This is a genomic window from Idiomarina sp. (assembly GCF_048260185.1).
GTDB lineage: Bacteria > Pseudomonadota > Gammaproteobacteria > Enterobacterales > Alteromonadaceae > Idiomarina.
Window position 1 is genome coordinate 16,873 of the sequence record NZ_JBLXHB010000003.1, and the last position, 14,847, is coordinate 31,719.

The window sequence follows — 14,847 nt, forward strand, 5'->3', positions numbered from 1 at the left end:
CAAGATTACTGCCGTTGCTGATTCAGCGGCAGTTCAATCCGCACGCACAAGCCGCCTTCCGGGCGGTTTTGCAGTTTTATACTGCCGTCGTGCCGGTCGACAATGCGCTTAATAATAGCCAGCCCCAGACCAGAACCAACACCACCACGCGCTTTATCGCCCTGAGTGAAAGGCTCAAATAATGTTGCCTGCTGCTCTTCGGGAATGCCGGGGCCGTCATCTGTTACTCTGAACCAAACACGTTTTTGCTTTTTATCATGCCCGGAGCTGACCACCACCTGATGTTTCCCGTAACGTTCGGCATTTTCCAGCAAATTAATAATGACTCGCTTCATAGACAAGGGACGTAACCAAACTCTGGGCAACTTACCTAAATCCAGCTCAAACTGCTTTTGCCAGTTATCCGGAACATTCGCCACCGTTTGTTCTATCAGCTCATTCAGCGACTCTCTGCTGCTCGACTCCTGCTGATCAAGACGAACGTAATCAATAAACTGATCAATAATGTCGTTCATGTCGTCTATATCTTCAATAATGCCCTGAGCCAGGCAGTCTTCGCCCTGCGGCATCATTTCGGCAGCCAGACGAATACGAGTAAGGGGGGTTCTTAAATCGTGAGAAACACCAGCCATTAAAAGATTACGGTCATTTTCCAGTTCGCGGATACCGCGCGACATTTGATTAAAAGCACGAGTCACCGCCACAATTTCGGTCGCACCTTTTTCAGGCAGTTGCTCAGGAAATTCTCCCCGGCCAACTCTTCGGGCAGAGTCCTCCAGAGCTTTTAACGGTAGGTTTAACCAGTTAGCAAATAACATACCGCCGAACACGCTCAGTAAACCAATAAGAACCAAATACATTACCAATGGTGAGAAGCGGCCCTGCTGCATACTTTCCAGGGGCACACGTATCCAGAAGTCAGGCGCACGCGGAGGTTTTACCCACAAATAAAATTTATTGCCCTGAGCTACCCGTACCTGCGCTTCACCACCCAGCATGTCGCTCATGTCGTCCGATAAATAACCATAATAGGTTGAGTTACCTAACCCCTGCTTGTCAGCTGCTTCATCATTAAAGACTTCGATGCCGGTAGCTTCAGTATAACTGGTCATCAGTTCCCGTTCGGTTTCAGCTAGATGCTGACGGGGGATGAACATGGTGCGAATGTGTTTCGCAACCAGCTCATTAATTTGTTCTATGGAGGGTCTGACAACATAATTGCTTACCATCACGTAAGAAACGAGCTGGTTAATAAGCAACACCAGAGCCAGCAGCGCTACCGTGCGGGCAAACGCTGACTTAGGAAAAAGTTTCATCAGGACTTCAGTTGACCATCCGGCACAAACACGTAACCCAGACCCCACACCGTCTGAATATATCGGGGTTTAGTCGGGTCTACTTCCAGCATACGTCTTAAACGAGATACCTGAACGTCAATCGAGCGCTCCAGCGCGCTGTAGTCACGACCACGAGCCAGATGCATTAACTTGTCGCGCGAAAGTGGCTGCCGTGCATTATTAACAAGAGCCTTGAGTACCGCAAATTCACCACTGGTTAGCGGCATGGGAGTGTCACCCCGAAACATTTCTCGAGTACCCAGATTCAGCCGGAATTCACCGAAGGTTATTTCCTGATCTTCCTGCGAAGGAGCACCCGGAGCTTCGGTACCCCGCCGGCGCAGTACCGCTCTGACACGTGCCAGCAGTTCTCGAGGGTTAAAAGGCTTAGCCAGATAGTCATCGGCACCGAGTTCCAGGCCAATAATGCGGTCAACTTCGTCGCCCTTTGCGGTCAGCATAATGACGGGTAGGTTATTCCCCTGGCTACGCAAACGCTTGCAAATGGAGAGTCCGTCCTCGCCCGGCAGCATTAAATCCAGTACTAACAAATTGAAATTTTCCCGGGTCAGCAAGCGGTCCATTTGCTCAGAGTCCTGCGCCACCCGTACCTGAAAGTTTTGCTCAGTAAGATAACGCTCCAGCAAGCTTCGCAGCCGCGCGTCATCATCTACCACTAAAATTTTTAATGTTTCCTGCATCATCAGTTTTGTTTTCCAAGCTGGTATGCCTCAGCCATAAAGATACACCGCCTGACAGCTTTATAGAAGCAGGCTTCTGTTAGCAAATGTTTCAGTTAACGGTGCCAGTAACGCTGCATTTCAACGTACAAGAATGAGGCAGTCCATGTGATCAAGACAAGGCCCGTTAAGCTCTCAATACCGGTTAAGAATTTAAGAGGCCCATCGGGCTCTATGTCACCAAAACCAACAGTAGTAAAAACGGTAAAGGAAAAATAGAGAGCATCCAGAAAACTGCCATCAAAATTTCCGTTTAATATACCGAAGCCTTTTTCATGGTGCATAAAGTAGTAGGCAACGGCAAAAATTGCGACCTCGATGGTATGTGCAATTATTGCTAACATCACTCCGAACATTAGTCTGACCTGGCTAAAAACTCTCATGTGCGTAATAAGCCAGCCTATTCGGTTAAGCGCTTCGTAGTGAAAAATAACGGCTAAGCCGACTATAATCGAGTTACAGATAAAGGAAATTAGCATTGCTTAAACTCGCTTATCAGACATCCAAAAATGGCTTGGCTCTGGTCTGGCAAAATAGTACCCCTGAAAACAGAAACACCCCATTTCCTGTAGTTTATGCAAGTGCTCCTCCGTTTCGACGCCTTCCGCGATAATGGCTAAATCAAGACTTTTGCCCAGTGCTATAACGGTTCTTACTATAGCTTCATCGCTGTTACCGTTTTTCATGTCTCGCACAAAAGATTGATCTATCTTTAACGAATTTAAGGGTAGCCGCTTCAAATACCCCAAAGAGGCGTAACCGGTGCCAAAATCATCAAGCGCAAAAGTCACTCCCAGGCGTTTTAGCCTTTCCATATTCGCAGCCGTGTTTTCAATATCATCAATGAGTAAACTCTCGGTTATTTCCAACTCAAGTAACTTTCCGGGAATACCGGCCGCCGTTAACCGGGCTTCAATATCTTCTACAAACCCAGGGGACTTAAACTGACTTGCACTGACGTTTATTGCAATACGCCCGCCTTTATCACTTAAATCGTGTGGCAATTTGGGAATGGCTGCCAGTACCTGATTCAGCACCAACCGATGCAGGTCGGGCATGAGCCCCTGACTTTCAGCTAACGGAATAAACTCCGCGGGAGACACCCAGCCAAGTTCTTCGTCGTGCCAGCGGAGTAAAGCTTCAAACCCCAAACAACGCTGGCTGGCCTCATCCGTTAGCTGTTGATACTGCGGCTGCAAATACACTTCCAGTGACTCTGTCGTTATTGCCTGTCGCAACCCAGCTATCATCTGCTGCCGATAGTTAAACTCACGCTGTATGCCCGTATTAAAAAATTGCAGCTTTGATGCATTGGTCTCTTTTGCCTGCGACAGCGCCAGGTCGGCTCCCTGAAGTAGATCTCCGGTGTTTTGCGCATCGGAAAACAAAGTGACACCCATACTGACCGATACCGACTCAGTTTTTTCACCTAATTGGTAGGGCTCACTTAAACGCTCTACCAACACCTGCAGGCGCTGACGCAAATTCTTATCTTCCAGCAGATTAATACCGCTTTTACTCTTTAACAGCACCATAAATTCATCCGCACCCAGACGCCCGGCAATTTCAGTCTGAAGCAGCTCAGACTCCAGTCTCTGGCCAAACAGAACCAAAAGCTCGTCTCCTGCGTCATGGCTTACGCTGTCATTAACTTTCTTGAACTGGTCGATATTTAACATTGCCAGCACACCATCGTCTCCGCCATTCTGGTAACGATAAAACTCGTCTTTTAAACGCTCCAGCATAAAACGTCTATTCGCCAGGCCGGTTAAAGGGTCGAAGTACGCAAGAGACTGAATTTCTTCTTTCATGCTCTGATATTCTGAAATGTCAGTACAAATTCCGCACAAACCAATAACCTTCTTATTGGCATCATATAACGGCACTTTTACAGACCAAAAATGAAGCGGCTTTTTTTTGTCAGGCAGAAAGCTCATTTCTTCCTGAGCCGCCCGTTTACCGCTTTTTATTACTTTGTTGTCAAAAACTTTAAGCGTATCGGCAGTGCTTTTATCAAATAAATCGTAGTCCGTTCTACCAATGACGCTATCAAGGTTTAACTTAAACAGTTTTAAAACCTGCCGGTTCGCATACTGATATTTCAGGTCTTTATCTTTAATAAAAATATAGGCTTCAACACTGTCTAAAATAGTATTCAAACGATACTTACTTTCAGCTAAAGCTTTTGTTTTTTCGGCGACCTTGCGACGCAAAAGCAGATTGAACCCAATAACGGTCAAAAACAGCAAAGCCAGTACCGCAATTAACCACCAAGCGTAAACAGGAAGTGTTAAGTGACTTTGGCCTGAACTCCAGCGCTCAATAATGTCATAGTAAGCAGAGCTTTCATCGGTTTTTAAACGCTTTAGCTCTTTATCGAGAGTTGCCAGAATATCTTGGTGAGAACCTTTAGGAACAGCAAAAAACACCTCATTAGGAAGAAACATGATGGGAGTCATCTCAATGTCATATTTTGCCACCTGTCGATTCCCAAAAAGCTGGTCTGCCGAAACGGCATTGACCTCTCCTGCAACAACCGCATCAAACCCTTCAGCAAGGCTCCTCACCGGATACAGCTCACCGCTTAAATCAAAATTCTCAATTAATTGTTTTAGATACTTTTCCTGAACAGAGCCCCGTAATACCGCCACACGTTTGTTGTTCAAATCTAAAAGGTTGGTAATTTTCTCTTCTTTCGGCGCATAAAGCTGTGACCAACTCAATAAAGCAGGCTCATTATGGAAACTAGCCCAAGTCTCTCTTTCATCGTTTTTCACTACATCCGGGAAAATATCAATTTGCCCTTCGCGCAAAAGCTTTAAGCATTGATCCCAGTCACATTCTACCGGCACCAGTTGCCAGTTGTGACGCTGAGCAATAGCCATAAGAAGCTGGCCATGAATACCGCTCAACTGGCCGTATTCATCGAACATGATTTTGGGCGGGTTGTCATAAACACCCACTTTCAATGTTACATCCTGAGCCATTGACCCCGAAGCAAGTAGCAATAAAGCAATAGCAATAAGGTTTCGCAAGAACGGTGGCACCTGATGTTAGTGAGTTGTATAACCCTAGAATAGGCTCATTTGAGTCATGAGAAAAGACCTAAAATAAAAGGCCCTCCAACAGGAGGGCCGCGCAACTTATAGAAAGCTTCACTTAGAAGCGTTACATGTCTTTATTTCTATCATTTACTTCTTACGAAGATCCTGCAGAGCTTCGTTCATTTTAAACAGAACAATAAGAAGCTCACACCAAATTCTGGCACCAACGCCTCCGGCCAGAGCGTAAAATATCCCTTTAAGGAAGTTACCAAAGGTAAAACCTTCATAACCCATAAACATAGTGCTTATCCCACCAACAGCGGCGGCCAAAAGCAAAATCCAATACACAAAGGTAATTATCTTCGGGGTCAGCATATTGTTAAAAAATAGAACGTCTTTCATTTTTATCTCCTTGTTATACAGGCGTAAACAGTTTTTATAGTAAGAAAAGAATAAGCCGACAGAGTTTACGCAATGTCCGACATCCTTTTCAGAACAGCAACTATCTGTTTGATATTAATCGACTTAGGTACAGTTCACAATATCCGGAAACTAGTGTTTACAAAAGAATGTAATAAATCTCACAGCATTGGCCTTTCATTAAGTAACCTGAGTAGCCATGTATGGCTTACATACAACCTAATAAAGAGGGAACTCTATGACGACTTATAAAGCAATTAAACTGGTTAAGCGCCCTGAGCCAGGTCCAGTCTCAGCGGACATTTTTGAAGTAACGGAAAAGGAGCTCCCGAAAGCCGGTTCCGGCGAAATATTAATAAAACAGCGGCAAATGTCGCTTGATCCTGCGATGTTTGGCTGGATGAGCCCCGATACAGAGAGCTACATACCGCCGGTTGAATTAAACACAGTAATGCGCAGCTCGGGTGTTGGTGAGGTTGTCGAGAGTAATCATCCTGACTTCGAAGTCGGCGACCGGGTTATGGGCATGATGGGCTGGCAGGAATATGCACTGAGCGACGGTAAAGGTATTAACAAGGTTCAGGCCGACGTACCTGACGAAACTGTACTCTCAGTATTCGCCTTACCCGGATTAACTGCTACGCAAGGGTTACTTAATGTAGGTAAGCCTAAAAATGGAGAAACCATCGTAGTAACAGGTGCTGCAGGTTCAGTCGGCTCAATTGTCGGTCAGATAGCAAAAGCCGAAGGCCTTAAAGTGATAGGTGTTGTCGGCAGTGACGAAAAAGCCAATTGGATAATCAATGAACTAGGCTTTGACGGCGCGATTAATTATAAAACCGATGATTTGCATGACCAACTGACTAAGCTGACTCCTGATGGCGTGGATTTATATTTTGAAAATACCGGCGGGCCTATTCAAAACCTGGTGGTTGAACGTATGAACGCGCACGGTCGTGTGGTGGTTTGCGGCATGATAGCCGACTACGATAAAGAAGTGCCCAGCCCCGGACCAAGCTGGGTGCCTGTTATTAAAAAGCGCCTGACAATTCAGGGCTTTACTATGCCAGATCACTTCGACCAAATTCCAAGCTTGCTGCAACAACTGACGCCTTACGTTATGTCGGGCAAGATAAAACATCGTTCGCATATTCTTGAGGGGCTGGAGTCAGCCATTGAGGGACTGAACATGTTCTTTACCGGCGACAATAAAGGTAAGTTGATTGTGAAGCTTTAAGCCTTTGAAAAACGCGTATAGCTTATTACAACCAGCCTTTTTGATGAGCGATGCGAGCAGCCTCAGTCCGGTTGCTCGCATGCAGTTTATTGATTGCCTCAGAAAGGTAATTTCGAGCCGTACCTGGAGCAATGAATAACTGTTCTGCGATAGCTTGAGTACTTAACCCCTGACTGGCCAGACGTAATGCTTTACGCTCTTTTTCTGTCAAAGGATCTTGCTGTCCGAGAGCCTGAAGAAGAAGCTCATTACTTATCACTTGCTCTCCCAGACAAACCCGTTGCAACGACGCGATCAGTTCATTAATGGGCGCATCTTTTAGTAGAAACCCGCGAACACCTGAGTCTATAGCCCGTTTAATATAACCGGCACGGTTAAAGGTGGTGATAATAACCGAACGAAGGTTTGGTTGTTGCTGCTGCGCCCACTGGACAAGCTCAAGGCCGGAAAGGTTAGGCATTTCAATATCGCTCAGCAACACATCGTAATCAGATTCTTGTAATTTTTTCTGAGCATCAATGCCATCCACGGCTTCATCAACATGGTAATCAGACTCCAGTCGCAACAAACTTGCCAGCGCAGTTCTCACCATGGTTTGATCTTCAGCTAAGAGAATTTTCATGACTGTTGCTGTGCAAGTTTTGGTAGGGAGAGAGCCACCTCACACCCTTTGTTTGTTGAGATGGACATGGAGCCGCCAAGCTCCTGTACCCTCAGCTCAACGCCGCTCAAACCGTTGCCCACACTCACGTCATGACAACGACCATTATCCACAACTTTAATACAGTAAGTGTTTGCTGTTTCGTCAAAATGGATCAAGCATTGTTGACCATTGCTGTGACGAATAATATTGGTTACCAATTCGGTTATTGCTAACACCAATGAGGTTTCCCGTCGCTCATCTATTATCGGCGGTGTTCCGGTTATCCGAGTACTGAAGCCTCCGTCAGTCAAACGCTGCTCAAGTCGTCTCAGCTCAAGCTGTAGCCCTCCATGCTTGTACCCCGAAACACTTTGCCGCACCTGCGAAAGGGATTCGCGAGCAATTTCACTTAGCTCTACTAACTGCTCAGAAGCTTCATCGTAACGCTGCTTAGAAAGTTGCGCCTTGGCGAGATCCGACTTCAAAATAATACTGGAAAGCGTGTGACCCAAAATGTCATGCAAGTCCCTTGCTATCCGCTCCCGTTCGACACTGGTTGCTAAACGCTCAATCTCTTCAGCATCACGTTCTTGCTCTTCAGCATGTTGCTGTCTGAGTCGTTCAACCCGACCAAAAATAGAAACAGTGCCAACAATGACGATACCGTAGGGCAAAAAGAGATCCCAGCTGGTTCCCGGGCCAAAGTGGAATGTAGCTAAGGTAAGAATAATGCCGGCAACAGCCGCAAGCGCAACCCGCCAGTTATAGGCAAAGCCAACAAAAAATCCCGCGTAACTAAAAAGAGCAATAGATCCCGGGTTTAGTGGCGTCACTGCGCAAGCAATAATGTACATGCCAAGGATTGGCCACAGCATTTGCTGCCGCGGTACCGAATAACAACAGTAATAGAGACCAATAAAAACCAACAGCGCCGCCACCATGACAGCAATTTCCCAAACCTGATACGGAAAAAGCACCATCGGTAAAATATAGAAACCGAGGTTAAATAGGTAAATCCACGCATGTTTTTGTTCGCGTACCCGCTGCTTATCTGACATACCGCTGCTCTTTGCTGTTCCTCTTTTTATTATGGCTGCTACAAGGTAAGCACACCAGTGACAAATGTCATTCCTAATTGGTGACATAAGCAACTACCGGCTCAAAGGCTAGCTGAATAGACTTATTAACAGCGAATTAATTCACAGAGACCGCCAATGAGTCAGATAAACCTTAAAGTACAGTCGCTTAATAAACACTATGGCGAAAAAGCGGCGCTGACCAATGTCAGCCTTAATGCCTATGCAGGTGAAGTCATTGCCGTACTTGGAAAAAATGGAGCAGGCAAAACCACCTTAATTCACAGCATACTTGGCATGCATGATTATGAGGCTCAGCATTTAGAGGTTCTGGGAACTCAACTCAATAGTCAGCATAGACCGTTAACCATCCGTCAGCGTGTTGGGGTTATGATGCAGCTTGGTACCCTAAACGCAAACTTGACCGTCGCTGAACAACTGGATTTATTTTGTAGCTATTATCCGTCAGGCGCCACTCCAGAAGTTTTACTGAGGGAATTTGATTTAACTGGCATTGCTAAGCAACGCTTCGGTAAGTTATCAGGGGGCCAGCGTCAGCAAGTTCTGTTTGCCATCTCGGTAGCCGGAAACCCCGACTTACTTTTTCTTGATGAACCTACCGTAGGGATGGATGTTGAAGCGCGCCACTTGCTTTGGGAGCAGATAAATAAGCGTCGACAGCATGGCTGCGCTTTAGTACTAACCACTCATTACATTGAAGAAGCAGAGCGACTTGCCGATCGTGTTGCTGTCTTACGGGACGGACAAATTATTGCACAGGGTTCAGTCAACGAGGTTATTGCCAATCACGGTTCCCTGGAGTCAGCCTACTTACACCTTATTCGGGAACCCGCTCATGCTTAATTCGGATATTTATTTAAAAGAAAGCCTCTACGACTTGCTCAGCTTATGGCGCACGCCCGCATTCTTTTTACCTGCCATGTTATTTCCACTCGTGTTTTACGTGTTCTTCGGTATTGTCTTTAACTTTAGCGCGGCACAAGGCGAGTATATGCTGGTTTCATACGCCTGTTTTGGCATGATGGGTCCAGCATTATTTAACTACGCAACAGCTGTTGCTAGCGACAGGACACAAGGCTGGCTTACACTGAAGCGCATTTCGCCCATGCCTCTTTCTGCTTATGTGGTCGCTAAATTCTTTAGCAGTTTGGTGTTTGCCGCCTGCATTGCCTTAATGTTGTTTATTACGGCAGCACTTTTTGCCGACGTGCAGCTTTTGTTATGGCAATGGGCCACATTATTCACTGTGTTACTGATAGGAACCCTGCCATTTGCCTTAATTGGATTACTTATGGGTCTGTGCTTGTCTGACAAAGCGGCTCCTGCTGTCGTCAACTTAGTTTATTTACCCATGGCGTTTTTATCCGGTCTATGGGTGCCAATTCAGTTCTTACCAGACACCGTTCGCTACATCGCTTATGGGCTTCCATCGTATCACTACTCTCAACTGGCACATGCCGTTATCGGTACAAATCAGGGCCATAACTTATGGCTACACGGGCTTTATCTTGTCGCTTTTTGTGGCGTATTAATCGCCGTAATTTATTGGCGTTATCAGCGACTTTTTCGTTAAAAGGTTCAGATAAATGAAGATTAAAATTATCGCAGCACTTTTTGTAGCCGTTATTGCTTTGAGCATTCTTTCGCTGCCAACCCCCCGGGAAGAAAGCGCCAAAAACAGTAACAGTTTTATCCTGGGCCCGGTTAACATTTTTGACGGGGAAACCATCTCCAAGGCTGCTTATGTTGAAGTACTTGATGGGTATATCAAAGACTTGCACATGGAGCAACCGGACAGTCAGTTACGGAAAGTAGATGGACAAAACCGTTGGCTTGTTCCCGGTCTCATCGATGCTCATGTGCATGCCTGGGGCGATGCATTAGAACAAAGCCTTGAACGAGGCGTAACCACCGTTATTGATATGTTTGGTCATCCAAACTTCCTGCGGCAACATCAACCCCAGAGAGCAACAACGAAGTTTAGTCGTAAGGCTGATATTTTTGGTGCCGGATCACTAATAACCGCACCGAATGGACATGGGACACAGTACGGTATTGAGGTATCTACGCTTTCCAAACCACCAGACGCCAAAAAACTGATAAAACAACGTATTAATGCAGGCTCAGATTTCATCAAGATAGTGTATACCCGCACCGGTTCAGCCTACGCACACGCACCATCAATTTCAGAGCAAGGTCTGCAGGCAGCTATTAGGGCTGCGCATAAACAGAATTATTTAGCCGTTGTTCATATTGCCGATCATGATTCCGCTCTAGATGCAGTTGAAGCCGGAGCCGATGGCTTGGTACACAGCTTTTTTGACCAGCCTGTTTCTGACGAACTGCTCGCCCTTCTAAAAATCAACGGTGTGTTTGTAATTCCAACAATGACAGTTTATGAGGGGATGCTGCGCGGCTCCATCAATGATGAAATTTTACTGAATAACAAAACGCTAAAAATAAGTGCCAGCGCAAAATCGACACTCAATCGTAACTTTCCTAACAGCGGCCGATTTCCTGAACACTTTTATACCAACTTACTCACCAATACAAAACGTATGCACAATGCTGCTATTCCTATTTTGGCTGGTAGCGATGCACCCAATCCGAATACCGCTCATGGCTGGTCATTATTAGTTGAACTGCTTCTTTTCCAGGAGGCAGGCATGCCAACTGAAACCATTTTGAAGTCGGCTACATCGATACCCGCAGATAGTTTCTCGCTAGAAGACCGAGGTCGTATTCGAGAAGGAATGAAAGCTGACTTTTTACTGCTTGAAAAATCGCCTTATAAGGATCTGAAAACCATATTAGAGCCACTAAGAGTATGGAAAAATGGCTATCTAGTCTCTAGCAAGGATTCAGCTCGTAACCATCAAATCAATAATTACTAATACATTATGGTTAAAACTACGCCTGGCGCAGAAGTCACTCACTCCGCGCTAATTTATTTGTCTTACAATTAACCCGCCAAAAACCGCAGTACACTCATTACTGCGCTGTACGCAATTGAAGCTATGGATTTAGCGCGTCGAGGCCGGAGTAGCTCAGAAATAACAATGTTCCCGCCCTGCTCCAACTTTGCGCGCCAGAAAATAAAAGAAATAACCTTTAAAGAATAAATGCTGTTGGAAATAACGATATTTGAGCGGATAAATGGCAACAGCAGCAGAGAGCGGCTGTATATCACATCATCTCCATTAGAAATTTTAAACCGGCTAGTCAGGCGATCGTAGGATACCAATATTCGCGTATCTGCCACCTGATGGCTTTGCTGCTGAATCCTTTTGAACATGCTGTTCCATTAAGTAATATTAACAAACTCCCCGCTCACCATAGTTTTTAAATCCTCGGGATTCAACTCCATATCTAGCCCCCTACGCCCGGCGCTTATGAATACGGTGGAGTTATAAGTTGCAGAGGTATCAATTATGGTTCTGAGCTGCTTTTTCTGGCCAAGCGGACTAACGCCTCCCAGAACATAACCCGTAGCACGTTCGACATCACTTTTAGTTGCCATTGTAGCCTTCTTTGCACCCAAAGCTTTTGCTATCAACTTAAGGCTTAACCGTGACGAAACCGGAATGATGCCTACAGCCAATTCTTTACCATCAAGGCTGACAACTAAGGTTTTGAATACTTGTTCCTGCGGAACGCCCAACTTCTCGGCAGCTTCGCCACCATAAGATTCACTGGCCGGGTCATGAGAATATTCGTGTACTTTAAAAGAAATTTCATTCTCTTTCGCTACATCAATTGCAGGAGTCATTGCATCCTCTTATTGCTCGCACTCCGACGATACCCAGGAAGCCTCGCGATAGGTCGTTACTGAGCTATCGTTAGTGGTTGTAACCTCACTGGAATAATGTTCGTTGCTGTGCACCGTAATCAATGCATCGACTTCCGTAGTACGCCCACCGGCTTCGCACGACGCCGCAACTTCAATTTTATCGCCATCCCGGGAGATATCCATATCCTGACACCCGGTCTCATTCCAACGTTTGCGCATAGTAGCGACCATATCGCTACCTTCCTCAGCTGTGAGACACTCCTGCGAGCTTTGTTCTCGCGTAAGCTGCTTAGGAATACCCTCTCCTTCCATTGAAGACGTAATTTCCCATAACCCCGGTTTCAGGTCATTAGCCAAAACCGAGAATGAGCAGGCTAGAAGCAGCATGCCTGATAGTAAAATCCGTGACATAATTTTCTCCTTTAAGTGGGCGCGCACGCCCGTTAGTCATTTTTTGGATAAAGCTTAGAGTATTTAGACTAACTTGCATGCATCACACCAGCTTTAGGTACAAAAATTACATTTATTTACACTCACTATTTCATTCGGGTTACGCTTACAGAGAAAAAACGCTAATATGAACAAAATCGCATCATCACCACATGCAAGGGAAGACACATGAAAAGCGCAACCCGAAGCAGACCACAAAGTATCCACTCCTGGGTTGCTCAGGAACTGGGTTCTCGAATCGTGGGTGGCGTCTATTTGCCTGGTCAGTATATCCCGAATGAAAATGACATTGGTGCAGAGCTGGGTGTATCGCGCACAGCATTACGTGAAGCCTTTAAGCTGTTAACCGCTAAAGGGCTAATCGAATCCCGTCCGAAACTGGGCACGAGAGTCCGTCCGCGTAAAAACTGGAATATGTTTGACGCGGAAGTTTTGCGCTGGTGTTTTAGCAGCAACCCAGACACGAAGTTTTACATGTCGCTGTATGAAATGCGGGAAATTATTGAGCCTAATGCAGCCAGTCTGGCAGCTATGCACCGTACTGACGAGCAGTTAGCCGCATTAACTGAAGCTTACCAGGCAATGGAAGAGGCTCAAATTGGTACTGACGCTGTGTACAAAAGCGACTTAGAGTTTCACTTAGCTTTACTGGAAGCCACTAATAACGAATTTATGGCGTCGTTAGGTGTAACCATTGAAACTGCTCTGGAAAATTCATTTCGTTTAAGCAGTGCTATAGCGGAAGAATATGTCGATTCACTACCCGGTCATAAAGCAGTGTTCATGGCCATTAAAGAGCAGAGCCCGGTAGTCGCCCGTGAAGAAATGCAGACGCTTTTAGTCAACGCCAGACATGCTCTGGAGCACACACTGGCGGAACTGCACAAAACACCGGTTTAAGACAACGATAATCTGTTCAATTTTAATAACGCCATTTATTCACGCACATTTGCATTGGGCGTGCGTTACTCGTTTTAATTTAGATTACGGAATAAGTCAGACTACAACAAAAAAGCTACCAATTATTGGTAGCTTTTTTGCTCAACTGCATACAGCTTTTAAATTCAAAGCCAGTCGGTAAGAGTGTATCCCTCACGAATAAGCGTTTTTAATGGCGGAAATAACGGCTGCGGAAGCGTATTCCAGTCAAACCAGTCCCAACCCTCGCACTTATCAGGCTCCAGAGTTTTAGCTTCTCCGTTCAAAGGCTCCGCCAGCGCAAAAATGGTTACATAGTGCTTATTATCTGCCTGGAACACGTTGTTGGTGAAAGGCCCGTTCCGAACAGTTGTGAGTTCCAGCCCGGTTTCTTCCAGAACTTCACGTCGTGCACAGTCTTCAATCGACTCGCCAAATTCAAGATGTCCGCCTGGCGCAGACCAGGTACCAGCGCCGTGAGCGCCTTTCCTTTTACCCAGAAGTACACGACCATTTCGAATGATAAGAACACCCACTCCAACCTGCGGTGAAGACATAAATAAAACCTCCTTGTAGTTAATACGTTAGCTCGCCTTTATTCTTTCCAGAATAAATCAGCGGCGTCTTTCTCTCTTGCCATCGCCTGCATGTCCGGCATAACTTGCTTCCCCACAAATACGAATACATCCTCGTATACTGCGTTAACGACGTTCCAGCTCAATTCCGATTCGCCGGCCAAAGCATATGGATGAAAGCAAACCACTCTATCAGTAATTTTATTCGCAATTATTTCCAACCCGGCAAAATTACCGTTATCTTCACGGCGAGCAAAAACATAAACCTTTCCCGTGCCGGCTCCTCCTCCCCCAACACCTTCGGTAATAAATTCGTATTGAGAGTTTCTGTCCAACAGGATCCAGGGAGCAAAGTTATGCAGGTTTTGGCTCAAAAACCATCGCAAAGAGTTAGGTAGTTTTTCATCCATTTTGAAGTCTGTCATTACAATCCCTTGTGCGTTTAATGAGATAGTTGAAGTTGTTTATATTATCGATACTTCAGGCACTTTGGGGAAGGTTTGCTTTATCTTTACAACTTATCAGAAAGGCTAGTTGATGGGAAAAAATATAGAGAATAGCCTGCCGGAAACTATTCCGACAGGCTTTTTAAAACA

General features: G+C 45.7%; 17 protein-coding genes. 5 read left to right on the plus strand and 12 right to left on the minus strand.

Annotated features, from left to right (window positions below):
- Positions 1–5: 5 nt before the first annotated feature.
- The 5 genes from envZ to ACN0RF_RS07730 all read right to left on the minus strand — a co-directional run bounded on the left by envZ (position 6) and on the right by ACN0RF_RS07730 (position 5,523).
- Positions 6–1,316 (minus strand): two-component system sensor histidine kinase EnvZ, encoded by a 1,311-nt coding sequence (gene envZ, locus ACN0RF_RS07710; RefSeq protein ID WP_417438576.1) that lies wholly within the window; start codon positions 1,314–1,316, stop codon positions 6–8.
- The gene (ompR, locus tag ACN0RF_RS07715; protein WP_011233582.1) at positions 1,316–2,041 is read right to left on the minus strand and encodes a two-component system response regulator OmpR; all 726 of its coding nucleotides are present in this window, start codon (positions 2,039–2,041) and stop codon (positions 1,316–1,318) included. The genes envZ and ompR overlap by 1 nt, the downstream gene beginning before the upstream one ends.
- Before the next feature lie 92 nt (positions 2,042–2,133).
- Entirely contained in the window at positions 2,134–2,433 is a 300-nt protein-coding gene (locus tag ACN0RF_RS07720) for a potassium channel family protein (protein WP_417438577.1), read from the minus strand.
- A gap of 126 nt (positions 2,434–2,559) precedes the next feature.
- Entirely contained in the window at positions 2,560–5,112 is a 2,553-nt protein-coding gene (locus ACN0RF_RS07725; protein ID WP_417438578.1) for an EAL domain-containing protein, read from the minus strand.
- 156 nt (positions 5,113–5,268) lie between these two features.
- Positions 5,269–5,523, minus strand: coding sequence for a DUF4282 domain-containing protein (locus ACN0RF_RS07730; RefSeq protein WP_417438579.1), 255 nt, complete (start codon positions 5,521–5,523; stop codon positions 5,269–5,271).
- 256 nt (positions 5,524–5,779) lie between these two features.
- On the opposite strand from ACN0RF_RS07730, the gene ACN0RF_RS07735 reads away from it, so the two are divergent.
- Positions 5,780–6,778, plus strand: a complete 999-nt coding sequence (locus ACN0RF_RS07735) for an NADP-dependent oxidoreductase (protein WP_417438580.1) — start codon at positions 5,780–5,782, stop codon at positions 6,776–6,778.
- A gap of 25 nt (positions 6,779–6,803) precedes the next feature.
- On the opposite strand, the gene ACN0RF_RS07740 is transcribed toward ACN0RF_RS07735, so the two are convergent.
- Positions 6,804–7,400, minus strand: coding sequence for a response regulator transcription factor (locus ACN0RF_RS07740; RefSeq protein WP_417438581.1), 597 nt, complete (start codon positions 7,398–7,400; stop codon positions 6,804–6,806).
- Positions 7,397–8,479 carry a sensor histidine kinase gene (locus ACN0RF_RS07745; protein WP_417438582.1) on the minus strand — a complete coding sequence of 361 codons (1,083 nt, stop codon included), beginning with the start codon at positions 8,477–8,479 and terminating at the stop codon, positions 7,397–7,399. Before ACN0RF_RS07745 ends, ACN0RF_RS07740 begins: the two co-directional genes overlap by 4 nt.
- 156 nt (positions 8,480–8,635) lie before the next feature.
- On the opposite strand from ACN0RF_RS07745, the gene ACN0RF_RS07750 reads away from it, so the two are divergent.
- The 3 genes from ACN0RF_RS07750 to ACN0RF_RS07760 are packed head-to-tail and all read left to right on the plus strand — an operon-like array spanning position 8,636 to position 11,412.
- Positions 8,636–9,361, plus strand: a complete 726-nt coding sequence (locus tag ACN0RF_RS07750) for an ABC transporter ATP-binding protein (protein ID WP_011233574.1) — start codon at positions 8,636–8,638, stop codon at positions 9,359–9,361.
- Entirely contained in the window at positions 9,354–10,091 is a 738-nt protein-coding gene (locus ACN0RF_RS07755) for an ABC transporter permease (protein ID WP_417438583.1), read from the plus strand. The genes ACN0RF_RS07750 and ACN0RF_RS07755 overlap by 8 nt, the downstream gene beginning before the upstream one ends.
- A gap of 13 nt (positions 10,092–10,104) precedes the next feature.
- A complete protein-coding gene (locus ACN0RF_RS07760) occupies positions 10,105–11,412 on the plus strand; it encodes an amidohydrolase family protein (protein ID WP_417438584.1) in 1,308 nt (435 codons plus the stop codon).
- Positions 11,413–11,480: 68 nt separating this feature from the next.
- Here ACN0RF_RS07760 and ACN0RF_RS07765 read toward each other — a convergent pair whose 3' ends face one another.
- The 3 genes from ACN0RF_RS07765 to ACN0RF_RS07775 are packed head-to-tail and all read right to left on the minus strand — an operon-like array spanning position 11,481 to position 12,719.
- On the minus strand, positions 11,481–11,813 hold the full coding sequence (locus tag ACN0RF_RS07765) for a hypothetical protein (protein ID WP_417438585.1): 333 nt from the start codon (positions 11,811–11,813) through the stop codon (positions 11,481–11,483).
- Positions 11,814–11,822: 9 nt separating this feature from the next.
- Positions 11,823–12,287, minus strand: a complete 465-nt coding sequence (ybaK, locus tag ACN0RF_RS07770) for a Cys-tRNA(Pro) deacylase (protein WP_417438586.1) — start codon at positions 12,285–12,287, stop codon at positions 11,823–11,825.
- Between the two features lie 9 nt (positions 12,288–12,296).
- Positions 12,297–12,719 carry a DUF3617 domain-containing protein gene (locus ACN0RF_RS07775; protein ID WP_153849525.1) on the minus strand — a complete coding sequence of 141 codons (423 nt, stop codon included), beginning with the start codon at positions 12,717–12,719 and terminating at the stop codon, positions 12,297–12,299.
- A 207-nt stretch (positions 12,720–12,926) separates the two neighbouring features.
- Between ACN0RF_RS07775 and ACN0RF_RS07780 the strand changes: the two genes are divergently transcribed.
- Positions 12,927–13,658, plus strand: a complete 732-nt coding sequence (locus tag ACN0RF_RS07780; protein WP_011233568.1) for a FadR/GntR family transcriptional regulator — start codon at positions 12,927–12,929, stop codon at positions 13,656–13,658.
- A 164-nt stretch (positions 13,659–13,822) separates the two neighbouring features.
- Here the strand turns inward: ACN0RF_RS07780 and ACN0RF_RS07785 are convergent, their stop codons facing one another.
- Both ACN0RF_RS07785 and ACN0RF_RS07790 read right to left on the minus strand, forming a co-directional pair.
- Entirely contained in the window at positions 13,823–14,233 is a 411-nt protein-coding gene (locus ACN0RF_RS07785) for a nucleotide triphosphate diphosphatase NUDT15 (RefSeq protein ID WP_011233567.1), read from the minus strand.
- Between the two features lie 38 nt (positions 14,234–14,271).
- On the minus strand, positions 14,272–14,676 hold the full coding sequence (locus ACN0RF_RS07790; protein ID WP_114982083.1) for a hypothetical protein: 405 nt from the start codon (positions 14,674–14,676) through the stop codon (positions 14,272–14,274).
- Between the last annotated feature and the right edge of the window lie 171 nt (positions 14,677–14,847).